Annotated in this window: 10 protein-coding genes; 4 read left to right on the forward strand and 6 right to left on the reverse strand. The window is 43.9% G+C overall.

All coding sequences use genetic code 11. The annotated features are described in order from the left end of the window. Positions 1 to 6 precede the first annotated feature (6 nt). Positions 7 to 1344 carry a Mur ligase family protein gene (locus tag V7L01_RS32630; RefSeq protein WP_335042397.1) on the reverse strand — a complete coding sequence of 446 codons (1338 nt, stop codon included), beginning with the start codon at positions 1342 to 1344 and terminating at the stop codon, positions 7 to 9. Between the two features lie 364 nt (positions 1345 to 1708). Between V7L01_RS32630 and V7L01_RS32635 the strand changes: the two genes are divergently transcribed. After that, positions 1709 to 2296, forward strand: a complete 588-nt coding sequence (locus tag V7L01_RS32635; RefSeq protein ID WP_335042399.1) for a thylakoid membrane photosystem I accumulation factor — start codon at positions 1709 to 1711, stop codon at positions 2294 to 2296. 194 nt (positions 2297 to 2490) lie between these two features. Continuing rightward, on the forward strand, positions 2491 to 3099 hold the full coding sequence (locus V7L01_RS32640) for a hypothetical protein (RefSeq protein WP_335042401.1): 609 nt from the start codon (positions 2491 to 2493) through the stop codon (positions 3097 to 3099). A 132-nt stretch (positions 3100 to 3231) separates the two neighbouring features. On the opposite strand, the gene V7L01_RS32645 is transcribed toward V7L01_RS32640, so the two are convergent. Further along, positions 3232 to 8310 (reverse strand): PAS domain S-box protein, encoded by a 5079-nt coding sequence (locus tag V7L01_RS32645; protein ID WP_335042403.1) that lies wholly within the window; start codon positions 8308 to 8310, stop codon positions 3232 to 3234. Between the two features lie 979 nt (positions 8311 to 9289). Here V7L01_RS32645 and V7L01_RS32650 point away from each other — a divergent pair. Then, on the forward strand, positions 9290 to 9928 hold the full coding sequence (locus V7L01_RS32650; protein WP_335042405.1) for a histidine phosphatase family protein: 639 nt from the start codon (positions 9290 to 9292) through the stop codon (positions 9926 to 9928). A gap of 69 nt (positions 9929 to 9997) precedes the next feature. Here V7L01_RS32650 and bioF read toward each other — a convergent pair whose 3' ends face one another. From bioF to V7L01_RS32665, 3 genes are all read right to left on the reverse strand, one after another. Continuing rightward, entirely contained in the window at positions 9998 to 11170 is a 1173-nt protein-coding gene (bioF, locus tag V7L01_RS32655) for an 8-amino-7-oxononanoate synthase (protein ID WP_335042407.1), read from the reverse strand. Positions 11171 to 11344: 174 nt separating this feature from the next. Beyond that, entirely contained in the window at positions 11345 to 11977 is a 633-nt protein-coding gene (gene ruvA, locus V7L01_RS32660) for a Holliday junction branch migration protein RuvA (protein WP_229469791.1), read from the reverse strand. Further along, entirely contained in the window at positions 11977 to 12735 is a 759-nt protein-coding gene (locus V7L01_RS32665; RefSeq protein WP_335042409.1) for a sucrose-phosphate phosphatase, read from the reverse strand. The genes ruvA and V7L01_RS32665 overlap by 1 nt, the downstream gene beginning before the upstream one ends. 429 nt (positions 12736 to 13164) lie before the next feature. On the opposite strand from V7L01_RS32665, the gene V7L01_RS32670 reads away from it, so the two are divergent. Beyond that, entirely contained in the window at positions 13165 to 13305 is a 141-nt protein-coding gene (locus tag V7L01_RS32670) for a hypothetical protein (RefSeq protein WP_335042411.1), read from the forward strand. Positions 13306 to 13311: 6 nt separating this feature from the next. On the opposite strand, the gene V7L01_RS32675 is transcribed toward V7L01_RS32670, so the two are convergent. Next, entirely contained in the window at positions 13312 to 17823 is a 4512-nt protein-coding gene (locus V7L01_RS32675; RefSeq protein WP_335042414.1) for a PAS domain-containing protein, read from the reverse strand. Positions 17824 to 18046: the final 223 nt, after the last annotated feature.

Genomic DNA, 18046 nt, shown 5'->3' on the forward strand with positions numbered 1-18046 from the left:
ACAAATTTAAAGAATTTTACGACCAGTTAAAACTTCTCGCACTTCTAGCATGGCTGAGTAAGTGGGCAGAATATGCAGAGTTTCATTCTCTGGTGTATGCTCTAATGCAGTTGCGATCGCTTGTCGCAAATCTTCTTCCACAATTAAATTTAAGTTACTCTCAGGCGACTTTTGGCTGTAACGTAGACGTAGTGCCATATCATAGACGCGATCGCCACTCACTACTAAAGTCCCGCCACGTTCGACTAATTTCTCGGTATCCACGTCCCAAATCCAGGATACATCAGTGCCATCGGGTGTGCGATCGTTCAAAACTATCAGTGTGGTTTTATCTGTGCTTTGAGTAACTACGCGAATGGTTTCATTCGTTCCCACAGGATTTTTTGATAACAATATTCGCACCCTTTTACCATTAATTACCAAATCTTCAGCCCGACCAAAGGCAGCTTGGAAGGTATTAATAGTATCTCTGATTGTTACTTCATCAACTCCTAACTCAATAGCCGCAGTAGCAGCCGCTAATGTATTGTATTTGTTGTACAAACCAACTAGAATTTGCGACCATTCACTACTTTCGAGAGTCGGTTTACTTTTACTAAAACCACACTTGGGACAAGTAAAATCTCCCAAATGAGACAAATAAACACCCTTGTAATCTAGAGAATGCCCACATTTGGGACAATAAATAGAATCAACAGCGTGAGGAATTGCTTCTAAATAATGTTCTGGTTCATTCAAGCCAAAGAATAACACCCGTTGAGGTAACTGCTGACCCAGGTTAGATAAAGTTGGGTCGTCAGCATTGGGAATTACTACCGTTTCTGGTGGTAGCGTAGAAATAACTTTTGTCCAACGCTTACTAATTGTATCTACTTCGCCGTACCGATCGAGTTGGTCGCGGAACAAGTTTAAACAGAGAATGATTCGCGGTTGGAGTGGCGCTAATACTCTTGGTACAATATTTTCGTCAACTTCCAAAATGGCGTAATCAGTATTTAGCGTACCTAGTAAGTTGGTGCTTTCTAACAGCGCCGTCATCAAGCCATTTTCCAGATTTGCACCTGTAGAATTATGAGTGACCCGAAAACCCTTGCGTTCTAATATCGTGCATAAAAGCAGCGCTGTAGTGGTTTTGCCGTTAGTACCAGCAATTAAAATCACCCCGTTTTTAACTTGCTGACTCAATAATTGTAAGAGTCGGGGTTCAATGCGACGAGCAATCGAGCCTGGTAATACACTAGCAGCACCCAGACGCAGCGATCGCACTATAAAGGTCACACTTTTTGCCACTGACACCGCGAAACCCAGTCGCAGCCTATCTATGAATTGTATTTTGTTTCCCACATCAGTATCCTAGTCTTCTGGCAGTTGCTAATTGAAAGTATTTAATTGCAAATTTAATCTTGTGAGTTTAGCGAATCCTGGCTGAAAAAGCCAGTCTCAAAATTAAGTTGCAGGAAATGGGAGTGGAGGTAGGGGGCAGGGGGCAGGGGGCAGGGGGCAGGGGAGAGTTAGAATCTAGTTCATCCACTTCAGAACTGGATTCATCCACTTCAGAACTCCGTTCATCTCCATCATCCACTTACAAGAGATAATCTCAGTAGGCGTTATCTTAAAAAATAGAGCGTGGGCGTAATTACATATCCAGCCCAGTTTGCCGAATTCAGCACAAACTCACGACAAGTAGTAGCTTGCAAGGTTCCTTTTGATGAATAGCACAAAGTTTCTTTTTTTACATAAACGAATTACTGGCTGGCGAAGGTGGTTGTCCAAATGCCTGTTGTTGCTTGTAAGTCTTTTCATTATAAGTATGCAACCTGCATCTGCTGGTCTCAATAATGATTTATATGATGGCAACATCTTTGTCGTTTATGCTGGCAATGGTTCATTGGTTCCTCCCAGACAGACACTTGCACAGACTTTAGCGGAACATAAACCTATATTTTTGGCTTTTTATTTGGATGACAGCAGCGATTCCAAAAGATACGCCATTTCCATATCACGAGTACAGGAATTCTATGGCCGGGTGGCAGAAATTATGCCGATTAATGTAGATTCTATCCCGCCTAAACAGACTTACGACCCTACAGAACCAGGATATTACTATTCTGGGAGTGTTCCTCAAGTCGTGGTGTTTAATAAATCAGGTGAGGTAGTTTTGAATAAGAAAGGTCAAGTAGCTTTTGAAGAGATAGACGATCAATTTCGCAAAATCTTTGATTTGTTACCACGCACCGAAACAGCACTGCTAAAGCGGCGAGCCTTCAATGAATTCAGTAGTGAGTTAGCTAGATAACTTATGGGGTAGACCAAATTGGTCTGCCCTAATTTTTAGTGCTTGTTACTACATTTCTGCCGAGGTCAAAGCATAATATTGAAATATCTGTGTTAACAGATTAAAAAGTTAATCCATAGTCTATAGTCCGTAACAAATGACTAATGACTAATGACTAATGACCAATGACCAATGACTAACTAGAGTGTATTCTGATGTCAAAGGTTTACACAACCCAAGAGCTAATTCAAATTTTGGCAGCTGAACGCCAAGCCTGCCTCAAGGGAAAACGCCTAAAATTAGAAATAACAGTCTCTGGCAATCCTGTAATTGACCAGTTTCTCAAAACTGATGGGCTGCAACAGTTTACTGCCTATCAAGATTTCAAAACTGCAATTCATGACTATCAAAGGGAAAATCAAGTTTCAGGTATTATCTGGCGGGAGGTAACAGTCAAAGGTAAAAACTTGAACTATCCCGAAGTAGACACCGAGTTAATCGCCCTCGCCAGTGACTTAGAGATATTGAAATCTGCTAAAAATTCCATCGTAGAATTTTGGCATGAAGTCTCTAAAGGGATGGATTTATATTTGAGTTTCAATAATAGTAAACAGTATCAACAAATAGTCACATCTGATGTAGAGAGAATTGTTCAAAGAACAGAATGGGCACGTTTGTGCAAGTGGGAAAATTCTAGCTTTTTGGAAATGATTTTGCAGCTAGGATGGGGTAAACCAGAAGAAGCTGATTATAAAAGAGGAAGACCGCGATCGGGTAGTGAATATATTCATGCAGTCAATCCTGGTAATCGCCCCATTGGTTGACTGAAGAGGCAGGGGGCAGGGGGAAAACCTCATAAATAAATTTATTTGCTCTGAAACCCTTCTTGTAGATGAATTCCAGTATCTTTCTCCCCTGCCCCTTTTCCTCTTCTTTGAGCAAGCCTCCTGCCTGCTTCAAGATTGATTTTGTTCGATGAGATTAACGATCGCACTAGCTAAATCCACGGGATCGACGGGTTTCGGTAGGTGTTTTTGAAATCCTGCTGCCATTGCTTGGTTGTAGTTAATTTCTCCAGCATAAGCAGTCAAAGCGATCGCGGGAATTTGCCCACCTTGTTCTGGCGGTAATTTTCTCACTTCGCGCAGCAACATATAGCCATCCATCAAGGGCATTCCAATATCGCTTAACAGAATATCTGGCTTTGATTGAGTTAGTATTTCCAGCGCTTCACTTGCTGATTCAACTGCTGTTACAGTTGCGCCATATTGTTCTAGCGCAAAGCTAAAAAACTCTCGCACATCAGCTTGATCGTCTACAAGCAGAATTTTTACTCCAGCAAGTAATGTGTCGTCAGTACTAAGTTCTGGTTGAGAAGCCTCAGCACTACTGACTCGCAATTCAGAATTTTTGAGCAAAGGCAGTCTGACTGTAAAGGTAGCCCCTTGTCCTTCTCCGGGACTATCTGCCTGAACTGTACCACCGTGAAGTTCTACGAGATGGCGCACAATTGCCAGTCCTAATCCCAATCCACCAAATACTCTGGTTGTTTTGGCATCTGCTTGTCGGAAGTAATCAAAGACGTAGGGCAAAAATTCTGGGTTGATTCCTTTACCTGTATCAATCACCTGAATTTGGGCTTCTAACCCAACTTGCTCTAAACGCACTTCTACTCGTCCTTCTGTGGGTGTGAATTTAACGGCATTGGAGAGGAGATTCCACATTACTTGTTGCAAGCGATCGCCATCACCCAAAACTTTGCCGATATCAGGACTTAGCACCGTTTTAATTTCAATTGATTTGGCTTCGGCTGCTAAACGCACCGTTTCTAGTGCAGCTGCGATCGCTACTTTCAAATCCACTGCATAGAGATTTAACCTGACTTTACCTTGTAAAATCCGCGAAACATCAAGTAAATCTCCAATAAGTTGGGTTTGTAATTTGGCATTACGCTCGATTGTTTCCAATGCCCGGATTCTCGTGGCTTCATCAAAATTGCGGGTTCTGAGTAACTTCGCCCACCCTAAAATCGGATTCAGGGGAGTTCTAAGTTCGTGAGAAAGGACAGCGAGGAATTCATCCTTAATCCGGTTGGCTGTCTCGGCTTGTGCCCTTGCAGTTTTTTCGGCTTCGTAAAGTTGAGCGCGGGCGATCGCTTGAGCACACTGTTGTCCTAGTGTCAACATAAATCCCCGGTCTTCTTCATTAAATATTTGTCCAGGAGTAAAGCTTAATCCCAAAGCCCCAATTACTTTACCTTCTGCTACCAAGGGAATAGAAGCCCAGGCATTATTCGCTATAACAGTCACAACATCTGCTAAGTCGGGATATCTAGCAATCATGGCTGCTAAATTTTCTAAAAAAACCGGCTGCCCAGTTCTGACTGTTTCTGCTATTTGGTTAGGTGCTGTGATGGGAAAAGTTGCCCAAGTATTTATAAGCGTTTGCGGATAGCCAATTGCTTGCACAACTTTTAGGGTAGTACCTCCCTCAGTAAGTAAGACAACGGAACCACCAGTCGCTTCCAAGGCGGCAATGCCTTGGTTCACCACTACATTGGCTACCTGTTGGGGAGTTAAGGCTTCCGAAAAGGCAGCAGTTATTCTTTGCAAAAGTATGGTGCGATTGACAGACCGTTCAGTTTCCTGGTAAAGTCTGGCGTTGTCGATCGCTATTGCCGCCCGACGAGCAATATCCTCTGCTAAAGCCAAGTCTGTTTGTTTGTAGTGTCGGCCTGACTCGGCTGTAAAAAAAGAGATTGCTCCAAATAATTGCCCGCGGGAACGAACTGGAATCACCATTAGAGAACGAATACCCAGGCTTCGCAACAATTGCAGATGTTCCTCATTTTGAGCCATCTGGACAAAATTATAGTCAGATAATTCGGGATAAAAGATAGAGATTCCCAATCCTAGCTGCTCCACAAGCTGTTTTGTTCTAGCTTTGGGTGGATAACGCCGTCGAATTTCGTCTAATATATTTTGTTTTGTGGGATCGGCAATTGCGATCGCAATTTGTTTACTTGACCAATCTTTCTGGAAAACATCTACAATACACCAGTCAGCTAGGGTGGGAACTGCTAGATTAGCCACACTTTTCAAAGCGATTTCATAATCGAATGAGGCAGCTAGTAAGGTGCTGGCTTCAACTAAAAACTGTTGTGTGGCTTCAACTCGTTGGCGTTCGCGCAGCGCAGCTTGCTGTTCGACCAGCGCGGCAAGCCGTTCGCTAATATCTTCAATAATGCCCAATGCATACTTTGGTTGTCCGTTAGCATCCCATACTACTGATGAAGTTAGGTTTACCCAAACAATGGAACCATCTTTGCGGATGTAACGCTTCTCTAGAGAATAACCACTAATTTCTTTTGCTAAAACTCGCCGAGCATTTTCGCAATCAATTTCTAAATCGTCAGGGTGGGTAATTTCCTGAAAGTTTAATTGAATTAACTCTTCATGGCTGTATCCAGTAATTTCACATAGGGCAGGATTAACCTGAAGAAATCGTCCATCCAACGCTATTAAACTAATGCCAACAGCTGCCTGGTTAAACATTGCCCGGAACCTTTCTTCGCTTTCCCGTAAGGCAACTTCTGTTTGCTTTGCTGCTGTCACATCTGCCAAAATAATCCCAATTCCTACCGTTTCTCCCATTGCGTTGTTGACTGGGTAATAGTTGCCCAGCCAGTAACCGTAACGTTCTGGTTGTTCCCTTGTGTTTCCACTGATTTCTACATTCAGCAGGGGTTCTCCAGTATCTAAAACGCGCTGTAACTGTTGCTCCAACTCAGCCGCCATTGCTGGCAACACTTCCCCAAATTTGCGTCCTAGATGTTCTTCTATGGTCAAACCGTTAATGTCAGCGAAAACTTGATTAATTCGGATATATCGCAGTTCCCGATCCAAAAAGCATACAGCAACGGGAGCAGCACCTAAGAGCGCATCTAGAAGAGATAGAGATTCCGCATAATGGACTAAAGCCAGGTGCATATCTCGATAAAGTCGGGCATTTTCCACTGCTAAAGCAGCACGATCGCTAATATCTGTTGCTAAAGTTAGGTCAGTGCGATCGTAGCGACGGTTTGATTGGGTGCTGACAAAGCTAATAGTGCCGAGGACTCGCCCTTGTGCGATTAACGGCACAATCATCACAGACTTCATCCCCAATTGCCGAACAAGTTCTAAGTGTTCTTCATTCTGAGTACTTGCCACTAATAGCGAGTCAGGTATCTCTGAGATTAATTCACTTTGCCCGGTTTGCAGTACTCTAGTAATTGCACTTGCACCCTTGTAATCTGTGGCATACTCCTGAAGTTTACGCGCTAACTCCGTTTTGGATGGGTCTGCATGGGCAATGGGTAGGCGGCGAATAGAACCATCTTCATTTAAAATATCAACGCTACACCAATCAGCTAGCTGGGGAACTGAGATTTTGGCAATCTGTTCTAAGGTTTCTTCGTAATCTAGCGAAGTAGAGAGTAAACTACTAATTTGGGCGATATGGCGAAGTCTTTCTTCAGCCTGCTTGCGCTCTGTAATATCAAGAACAAAAAAAGCTCCTCGATCTATAGTCCCTTCAAAGTGGCTACCACCCGCCAAAATCGGGAAGCGCGAACCGTCTTTACGAATATATTCTTTTTCAAAGGGGGTGCAAAAGGAATTGTCTTGAAATTGAGTTAGTGCTTGCTTATCGAGTGGCAGGTATTCTTTAGGAGTTAGGTCTTGCCAACGAAGTTCTCCGGCAAGTAATTCTTCACGGGTATAACCCACCATGTTTAGCAAGGCATCGTTAGCATCTGTAATCCTACCGTCTCTATCCCAGAAGCCAATACCAATCATATTAGACTCAACCACACTGCGAAACTTCGCTTCGCTTTCTTGCAGTGCTTGCTCAGTTTGTTTCAGTTGAGTAATATCAATTGAACTAATGCCTACTCCTAATAACTGCCCATCCGGTAAACACACCGGATAATAGCTGACAAGACCATAACGATATACTCCAAGTGGATATGTTTCACCGCTTACTTCCTGATTAAGCAAGGGCTGCCTAGATTCCATCACTTGCTCAAAAACAGGCTCAATTTGCGCTGCCCATTCCGGTAGTACTTCTCTAAAGGTACGACCAATATGTTGACTTTGCGGTACACCATTGGTAGCTGCCAATGCTTCATTAGCATGAATGTAGCGAAGTTCAGTATCGAGAAAAGCCAGCCCCACTGGCGAACTAGTAACCCAAGCATTGAGTAACGCCAGAGATTCGTTTTTTTGGTGAATCGCTTGCTGAAGTTCCTGGTGCAACGTGGCTTTTTCTAGTTCTGCCTGCTTGCGCTCAGTAATATTCACACCTGCACAGGTAATACCCTGAATGCTATTGTCTACATCCCTTAGTGGTTCAACCAGCAAATCGTAGTAACGGTCTTCTCCACAAATTGTTAAATAAACTTCTTCACGGGTTGAAACACCAGTCTCTAGTACCTTCTGCTTAATTGCCCTCAATTGCTCTGCTACTGAAGCTGGAAATACTTCATCATCAGACTTACCTAAAATTTCCTCAATAGTGTCTAGATTTTGAGGATTATAAATCCACTGATATCGTAAATCGCGATCGTGCTGACAGATGGCGATATCTGAAGTACTTAATGCTAATCGAAATCGCTCCTCACTAACTCTCAGCTTTTGGAGATTTTCATCAGCCCGTTTTTTAGCAGTCTTTAATCTCTCACATAAGATACTAAAGAGGAATCCTTGTAATGCAAACAACCCAATTCGCACAAAATTGGATAAGTCCAAACTGAGATCGTAAGCTGGAGGGAGAAAGAAGTAATTGCTCAGTAACGCAGACAAGCCCGTTGCTAACAACCCTGACTTCAAACCACCATACCAACTACTTACCATTACAGCGCTAAAAAACAGCAAAAAAGGAGTTTCACTCATACTTAACCAGGGGTTTAGTATCAGCATTAGCACTAATGTAATTGCAACAATTAATACAGTAGTGCCATAACGCAGTAACAGGGAAGAATGAATATGGGGCATGAAAATGTTTTGGAACAACCAATACTTATTGCAAAGGCTGTATATAGCCTAAGCTAGTTTCCAAATTTTAGTAATTTATCTCCAGATAGATTTTTATTTAGAAAACTTCTTTTGTGAGAGGTTAATTCCCCGTTAATATAGTAATCAAAGTCAGAATTTAACAACAATATTCTATATCCATAACATCGGTTTGCTGCTCGTAAATACTCAATTCTAAGAAATGCAGTAACCGAAATTTATAACAAATGCCAAAATAAAAATGATTTTAAATATCCGATATGTCTTCTAGTTCTATCTCAAACATCAAATCTGACTTTGAGAGCTGAATTAAAATTAATCGCAATCAAACAGAGACTCTTACTTGACTGTCTATTTCTGTTTGTGTTTGCGTAAAATTGTTTTGCTTGTACTCCAGATACCTAGAGCGAATATTCCTAATGTGAAGGAGGGTTTAGGAATAGAGTTAACTCGGCAAAACTCAATCGGCATAGCGAAAAGCAAATTATCATTGGCTCCAAAAATCTTGTCTAAAGAGCCGATGCTATTTTCTGACTTTTCACGTTATGTGGAAAAGTGCACGAAAAACCTAACCCCCTAACCCCCTTCCCGATGCGGGAAGGGGGAAAATTCAAAGTCTCTCTCCTTTTAGGAGAGAGACTTTGAAGTGAGGTTTTCCAGATACCGTGAAAAGTCAGATGCTATTTTGGGAGACAGTTACACTAGGCATCTGGGTATAAAATTGCTCAGAAAGGTCTCAATCGGTTCAGTTTAGCTGTTTGAGGAATTCGCTAACGGTATCCGTATCCCGGCTCAAACTAGAGTACTAGCTGAAACCGCTACTTTTGATCTCGTTGACAAAAGTTTGTGGTTGATTGACTTTTTTGGTTGATTACTTTGTCCTGGTGTCACATACTCGATTGCGAGATTGATGCTATTTTATTTTTGCACAAACTCTTTTATTCCAATCGCTATACAAGCTATGACACTCAATTTATATTTACTGCGACATGGAGAAACTACTTTTAGTCAAAGTGGTAATTTCTGCGGTGAAACTGATGCGGAGTTGACTTCTGAAGGTATGCAGATGGCATCCGGTTTTGCCGATGTTTATCAAAAATTGAAGTGGGAGGGGGTTTATGTTAGCCCGATGAAGCGCACAATTGCAACTGCCAAGCCATTTTGTGATGCTATCGGTATGGATATGCAGTTGCGTGACGGACTTAGAGAAGGTAGTTACGGCGAATGGGAAAGGAAAAGTAAATCGTTTACCCAAGAGAATTACGCAGAAAACTATGTAAAATGGTTGACAGAACCGGCTTGGAATGCACCCATTGGTGGAGAAACTGCGGTAGATATTGCTAACCGTTCTATGCCTGTAATTGCTGAAATTCAAGAAAAACATCCCCAAGGGAATGTTTTAGTAGTTTCCCATAAAGCCACGATTCGGATTATGCTTTGCAGTTTACTGGGAATTGATTTGGGACGCTATCGCTATCGGGTGAATATTTTGGTCGCGTCGGTAAGTATGGTTAAATTTGACGTTCATGGCCCTTTGTTAGAAATATTAGGCGATCGCTATCATATACCCGATGGTATTCGCTCTCGTCCGGGAACATAATAGGGGAGCATCCCGTTTTGGCGAATTGCCCTCAGACTAGAAGTCGCTGGCTCACAAACTCTCGTCTGCCTAGCCTGCGGCAATGACATCCTTCAGCACTGCTACCAATTTCTCAATATGTGCTGCTTCATGAGTTGCCATTAAAGAGATTCTAATCCGACTTGTCGGCACTGTGGGGGGACGAATTGCTGGGGCAAAAATGCCAGCATCTCTTAGCTGTTTTCCAGCTTTAAGGGCATCTATTGCACTAGGCAATTGAAAACATAGTATAGGTGATTCCGAAGGTAATAGTTTTAGATTGGGTAACTGTTGTTGCAGTAACTTTTTCAAGTGATGTACATTTTGCCACAATTGGGCACGGCGTTGCGGTTCTTGTTGCACTATCTTGATTGCTGCTAAAGCCGCCGCCGTATCAGCAGGTGAAAGTCCAGTGGTATAAATCCAAGTAGGTGCGCGGTTCCGCAAGAAGTCAATTAGGGCACTACTTCCTGCCACATACCCGCCTAGACTACCCAAAGCTTTACTCAAAGTGCCAACTTGAATTAACGGCTTTCCCGTACATCCAAAATGTTCGACACACCCAGCGCCAGTTTTTCCTAGTACCCCAGTGGCATGAGCTTCATCAACTAGCAGCATACAGTTAAATTCATCAGCCAGATCCAACAGTGCTGGCAACGGACATAAATCGCCATCCATACTGAAGACGCTATCAGTAAGAATCAAACAGCGTCGGTAGTTTTGTCGCTGTTGACTCAACTGAGTTTTTAATACTGCAAGATCGCAGTGCGGGTATTCCACAAATACTGCACCGCTGAGAATCGCTCCATTTTTCAGGCTGGAATGATTGTACTGGTCAGATAAAATTAAATCACGCTTGCCAACAAGGGCAGTAATTGTACCCAAATTGGCTAGATACCCGGAACTAAATACCAAGGCATCTTCGGTTTGTTTGGTAGATGCGATCGCCTCCTCTAATTCCCTGTGCAATTCCCGATGCCCGCTGAGTAATCTAGAACCAGTACTACCAGTTCCAAATTCTGCGATCGCAGCAGTTGCAGCTGCTATTAACCGCTCATCCCCAGCCAATCCCAAATAGTCATTGCTGGCAAAATTAATTACCTCTTGCCCAGCTAAAACCACCGTTGCACCCGGACGACCGTCGATTGTTTGTACCGAACGATACCAGTCTGCCCGATGAATTGTTGCTAAGGAATGTTCTAGCCAAGCATAAGGGTCAGTCATTGGGAGGCAGGGGGGCAGGGGAGCAGGGGAGCAGGGGAGCAGGGGAGCAGGGGGGCAGGGGGGCAGGGGGGCAGGGGAGCAGGGGAGCAGGGGGAAAATAACTAATAACTAATGACTAATGACTAATAACTAATGACAAATGACCAATGACTAATGACCAATGACTAATGACTATTAAACTTGTTCGCTGCTGAGATGAGCGATCGCTTGTTTAATCCAATCTTCGACATAAGCATCTTTGGGTAGTCCGATGTCTTCGCTTACTACATGCAGGGCGTGACTTACTTCATGGGCAGTATATCCCAAGGCGAAGAGGGTCATTTGCACCTCTTCGAGAATTCCTGGAGCTGGCCCGCCTGTGGCGACGAAGAACCCGGCTGATTTGCGCCATTCGACTAATTTGCTTTTTAGTTCCAAACAGATGCGTTCAGCGATTTTTTTACCGACACCGGGAGCCTGAATTAAGATTTGTGTATTGCCGGCGATAATTGCTTGGACTAAATCTGGTAGTTCCAAAGTGTCCAAGAGGGCGATCGCTAAGGCTGCACCAATGCCGGTGACAGTCAGCAAGTGACGAAATAAATCGCGTTCGGCTGGTGAAGCAAAGCCATATAAAAAGGGCACTTCTTCACGAATTTGGAAATGGGTAAAAATTTGCGTTACTCCTCCTGACTCTGGTAACTGGTTTGCTAGCCGTTGAGGAACTTGCAAATCATACCCCAAGCCATTCACTTCCAGAGTTAGAATCACGCGATTAGCGCCAATTGTTTGGATACCAGCGACTATACCTTTTAAATAACTAATCATTACAAGAGACCAAAATAATTTAAGCCTTCAATAATTCCACCTGCACAAAAACCTTTTGCCAGGTAGCGGTGTTCAGAGGGATGCTCATTGTGCCATTGGAGTAACTCTTTTCGGGCATTCCCCACAATAATCCCTCGTGCGTTGCCTACAGCAAATAAAGCAATATCATTACCTGAATCACCACAGACAACTGTTTGTTCTGCTGCAAATTTCCACTTCTGTTGTAAAAACTGCATTGCCTGACCTTTATCGCTGCTATGGGGTACAATGTCAAGGTCAATACCGCTACTGTAGATTAACTTTACATTTAATTTAGATTTCTGCAACTGGGCTTCAAGTTGTGGTAGAACATTCGCAGATGAATCTTGTTCTAGAAAAAAACTCACTTTGAAGGGACGCTGTTCTGAATCTGGTTGCCGAACTAACTCACGATATTTCTGGGTAATAGATAATACAGCTTCTCGTTCCCATCCCGGAGAGAGGATTTCTGACCAACCTGAGTCTGGAGTATCAGTACCATCCAGGTAAATTTCTGTACCTACAGAAAGAACGAGGGCATCGGGTTGCAAAAGATTTTTTTGAGCTTGGAGTTCTTTGTAAAGTACAGGCGATCGCCCGGTAGAATAAACGATTTTAGTCCCGTATTCTTGGCGATGTTGACTTAGCAGTTGATTTAGTTCTGCTAAGGCGCTGTCATCGCCCACTGTGCGATACACGAGGGTGTCATCCAAATCTGTTATAAAAAGGAATTTAGCCATAATCATCTCTTATGCTTTGCTTTAACATCAAATTTGCACTTATTTAAAGAAAGCATAGATGTAGTCTGCTTTAATAAAAAAATCAGCCAGCAAATATATAGGAGAAATACTCCTTCCTGCAAAAACTGCTTTCACTGTTATATTTCAGGTAATAAATAGATTTATAAGTACATTACAATGATTCATGCAAATGCTTAAAGGTTTCTTATATATGGAAGAGAATTTTTTGTAAAGTATTATACCTTTGCTACAAATGTTTAAGCGTTTCTTATATATGGAAGAGCATTAGCTGCAAACGTTCAAACTTTAATAACTAATATTTAAATTTGAGCGATGTTTACAGAGACGTAACACCGAAAAATAATGTAGAGATGTGGGAAACTGTTGGGTTAAGGCAAGAGACGCGATGAATTGCAGGCAAGAGACGCGATGAATCGCCGTCTCTACAAGAATACAATCAATTTAAACTCCTCTACTGGTTGCGATCGCAGTCAACACCTCTCCACAACATTCCGCCTGTTGAGAGTGGCGATCGCCTTACGCAAGTTTATTCAGCAAATAAGTACTTAAACGGAATTATTTTAAGGAATGGGATGGTTTACTGTGTGCAAGTGCCACCACAGCTTGAACTAACTCTTCTGGATCGAGGGGCTTGGTAACATGCCGTTGATAGCCACTGGTTATAGCTTGCTGGTAATCATCAACTCTGGCATAAGCAGTCAAAGCGATCGCGGGAATGTGTCCCCCTTTTTCGGGGGTTAAAGTTCGGATTTGTTGAATCAAGGAATAACCATCAACTTCGGGCATCCCAATATCACTAACTAAAACATCGGGTTGAAAGGACTCCAGGTTTGCCAAGACTTCTGCCGCAGAGGAAACAGTCAGGACTTGCGCTCCGTATTCAGTAAGCAATACTGTTAATAGCTCGCGGGCATCAGGGTCATCATCAACTGTCAGGACTCGAATCCCCGTAAGTTCTAGTGCTTGTTGTGACAACTTATCTGTCTGCTTGATTTCCGGTTCAACATTCAGCAGTGGCAACTGGACTGTAAAGGTGGCTCCAAAGCCTTCACCTGGACTATCAGCCGCGATCGTGCCGCCATGAGCCTCAACTAACTGCCGAACGATCGCTAACCCCAATCCTAACCCCCCATACTTGCGAGTAATTGAGACATCTTCTTGACGAAATGATTCAAAAATATATGGGAGAAACTCAGGATTAATGCCTTTGCCAGTGTCACTGACAATAATCTTTGCCTGATTATCGAGTTGCTGTAGTCGGATTTCTACCCGTCCTCCGTTAGGGGTAAACTTGATCGCGTTAGAAAGTAAATTCCAAACGATCTGTTGCAGGCGGTTGGAATCTCCAGAGACTTGCCCAATATTCGGCAGCACCGGATGCAACAAAATTGATTTAGCAACAGCTGCGGTTCTTACCGTGTCGATCGCAGATTCAATCACAAATGCCAAATTTACAGGAGTCGCATCGATGCTGAGTTTGCCGCGCAGAATCTTGGCGACATCGAGCAAATCATCAATCAGTTGAGTTTGCAGTTTAGCGTTGCGTTCGATGGTGGCTAAGGCTTCGGCTGTTTTCGTTTCACTAAATTTGCGAGTTTGCAGTAGTTTTGTCCAGCCAAGAATGGGGTTGAGAGGCGATCGCAATTCGTGGGAGAGAATGGCAAGAAACTCATCTTTGATGCGATTGGCACGTTCTGCTTCCGCCCGCGCGGCTTGCTCTAGCTGGAATAGGCGATCGCGTTCGGCTTCGAGTTGTTTTTGCGCTTCGATATCAGTTGCACTGCCAAACCATTTGACAATTTGACCTTGCTTATCCTTTTGCGGAATTGCTTGGTGTAGATGCCAGCGATAGACACCATCTGAGCGCCGCATACGACCTTCAGCTTGATAAGAAGTACCCTGTTCTACTGCCTCGCTCCACTTTTGAGCCAGAATAAGTACATCTTCTGGATGCACAACCTCTTTCCAGCCGACTGTGTGGGCTTGTTCTGGCGTTAATCCTGTGTATTCTAACCAACGCTGATTGGCATCGAGTAACGCTCCTTCTGTGTTGGCTGTCCAGACTAATTGTGGAATTAATTCTGCCAAGCAGCGATAGCGTTCCTCGCTTTGGCGTAATGCTTCCTCTACCTGTTTGCGATCGGTGATATCTTGCACGTTGCCCAGCATCCGTACTGCATTGCCCGCAGCATCATAAAAAACCTTAGCTCTAGCTGCTAACCAGCGAATACCATCAGGATGTAAAATGCGGTAGTCAGTTTCATAGTACTCTTGCTGTTGCTGGATGGTACGACTCACTATTTCATTGGCAAAGTTGCGATCGTCTGGATGCAGGCGACTTAACCACTGTTCAAAGCTGACTTCCTCTGTGGTTGGGTCAAACCCGAATAGATTGCAGTACTCTTCAGATACATGAGCGCTGTTGCGGATAATGTCCCAATCCCATACTCCCGATTGCGTAGCTTTGTACGCCAGTTTCAACCGGGCTTCGCTCTCCTGCAATAGGAGTTCTGTCTTTTTACGTTCTGTGATATCTCGTGAAATCAATAAGATTCGTTCTAGTTGCCCGGAAGCATCCAGAATTGGGCTAACGACCACTTCCCACCATTTGGGAGTGCCTTTTGCGGTTGGGCAGTATCCGCGAAAAATGCTGACTTCACCTGTTTTCGCGGCAGCGAGTGCCTGCTCTGCCTGTTGCCGATAGCTGCCTTCCCAGAAACAGAGCCATTCAATATTCAGATAGGAATTTAAGTCGTCAATTTCCATCAAACACAGTCCACCTGTATTCATATATAGCAGCCGCCCATCGAGGCTTAATACCTTGATGCAGTCAGAACTACTATCCAAAATACGGTTTTTAAATTCTTCACTCTGGCGCAAGGCTTCTTCGGTTTGTTGGCGAACGGTGATATCTCGCCAGGTGGCAACAAATCCATCTCCAAATTTAGCTACGCGGATATCAAACGCTTTAACTAAGCGTTGTTCTCCGTACTCATCCTCATAAACTAGGCTGTCTTTAACGAGCGGTTGCCCTGTTTTTACTACCTGGCAGTACTCATCAAATAGTCCACTTTCACGATGCCCTGGTAGTAATTCACACAACCCCCGCCCAATCTGCTGCTCATAAGTCATTTGATTGTTGAAACAAGCCGCATCATTGACATATTCAGTCAGAAAATCGACAATCTTTCCCTGCTCATTCCTCACAGCACGGTATACGCCAAAGCAGTCCAGCATATTTTCAACTGAGGTGCGGAAGCGTTCTTCACTGTCTCGCAGGGTTTGCTCTGTCTGTTTGCGTTCGCTAATGTCTTCGGCAATCCCGGCAAACCGATAAATTTCTCCTGTTTCATCTCGCAGGGGAAAGCAGCGATCGTGAACCCAGCGAATACTACCATCGGGTAAAATAATCCGGTATTCTTGATCAAATTGACCGACGACAGCTTTTTCATGAAACGCTCTGTCTGTTGCTTCTCGATCTTCTGGATGGATACGCTCGACCCACGCTTGTTGTCCTTGATACAATTCCTGCGGGTTCAATCCCCACAGGCGTTTATATGCAGGACTAACATAGCTGACTCGATTTTCCGGTACTTCTTTGATCCAGAACACCGCATCAATATTTTCTGCAAGCTGCCGAAAACGTTCCTCACTCTCGCGCAGAGTTTCGGCTGACTGTTTGCGTTCGGTGATATCTAGATCGATACCCGCCATCTGCATCGGTTGTCCGTGTTGGTCGTAAAATACCTTGCCCTGGCTTAGTGCCCACCGAATCGTACCGTTGGGATATACTACCCGAAATTCAATGTCATAGTCTTCTCCGGTGGCGATCGCACGATCAACGGCTGCCAGCAAGCGATCGCGATCGTCAGGGTGCAACCGCGCCACAAACATCTCGAATGAGCCATCAAACTCTCCTGGTTCCAGTCCGAATAAGGCTTCCAGGTTATCCGACCAGGAAATTTTTCCGGTTTGGATATTCCAGTTCCATGTTCCCATCCGAGAAGCTGATAGTGCCAATCGTAGCCATTCTTCGCTCTCCCGTAATTCTGCTTCTACTCGTCTGCGATCGCTCAGTTCATTCTGTGCCTGCTGATAGAGTTCCGCCTGCCGAATTCCAATGCCAACTTGAATCGCCAGTTCTTTGAGCAAGTCAATCTCTAGGGGTTGCCACCTTCGAGGATTTGCACAGTTATGAGCAATTAGCAACCCCCAAAAGTAGTCATCGTAAATAATCGGTACGACCAGATTAGCTTTCACTTGAAACTGAGCCAACAATTCAACGTGGCAGGGATCGATAGTGCTATCCTGAATGTCAAATATTGCCGTTACGTAACCCTGACGATAGCGTTGGATATAATTCTCGACAAAGGCGGTATCGTAGCTGACAGTTTCCTGTGGATTCCATGCAAGGTAGTTCTTAGCGAGGCAGGGATCGTACATAGTGTGGGAGAGCAGCGCTCGCCATTCTGCACCAACTGATTCTGCGATTACTGTGCCATCCCCGTCAGGTTTTAACTGAAAAACCAAGACGCGATCGGTGTGCAGAAATTCTCGTACTTCGCCTACGGTTGTCTGGAGAATTTCATCCAGATTCAGCGATTGGTGAATTTTCTGGGTAATATGTACGACTACGCGCTCTCGTTCAATCCGCAGTTGTAGTTGGGTGTGTAGCCGCACTGTTTCAATTGCCCCATTGACTGCTATTTGCAGCCCTTCTGGGGTAATTTGCTCTTTGACAAGATAATCTTGTGCGCCCGCTTTGATCGCCTTAACTGCGATCGCCTCATTGCCCTGCCCAGCGACGACAATCACAGGTAGGCAAGGCTGTAGTATTGAGGGTTGCAATTGTGCTAGAAATTCCAGTCCGTCCATGTCGGGCAGTCGATAATCAAGCAACACAGCATCAGGCTGATGTTGCTGCCAAAGTTCTAGCCCAAGTTGTCCCAGCCTTGCTTCTAGGATAGTGTAAGAATATTCGCGATCGCGCAGCAAATACCGCCGATAGAGTTCTCGATCTTCTGAGGAATCATCGACAATTAAGAGAGTGCGCTGTTGCTGAGACATCGTGAATTAAGAGGATAGAGTTAAAGCCCACATTCCGCAGGTTATCATAGAGATATTACTATTTTTAAAATAGTGCTAAAATCCTCATTTATGTAAAGATTTTGCGATAGTCCTGTTTCTTGGCAATGCCTAAAGAAAACAGACTTTGCATAATGGCGGGATGAAAATAATTTTGCGCGATTTTAAAACCCTTGTAGACACGCAAAATTGCATTTCGTGCTAT

Origin of the sequence: Nostoc sp. (genome assembly GCF_036917095.1) — a bacterium.
Lineage (GTDB): Bacteria > Cyanobacteriota > Cyanobacteriia > Cyanobacteriales > Nostocaceae > Nostoc.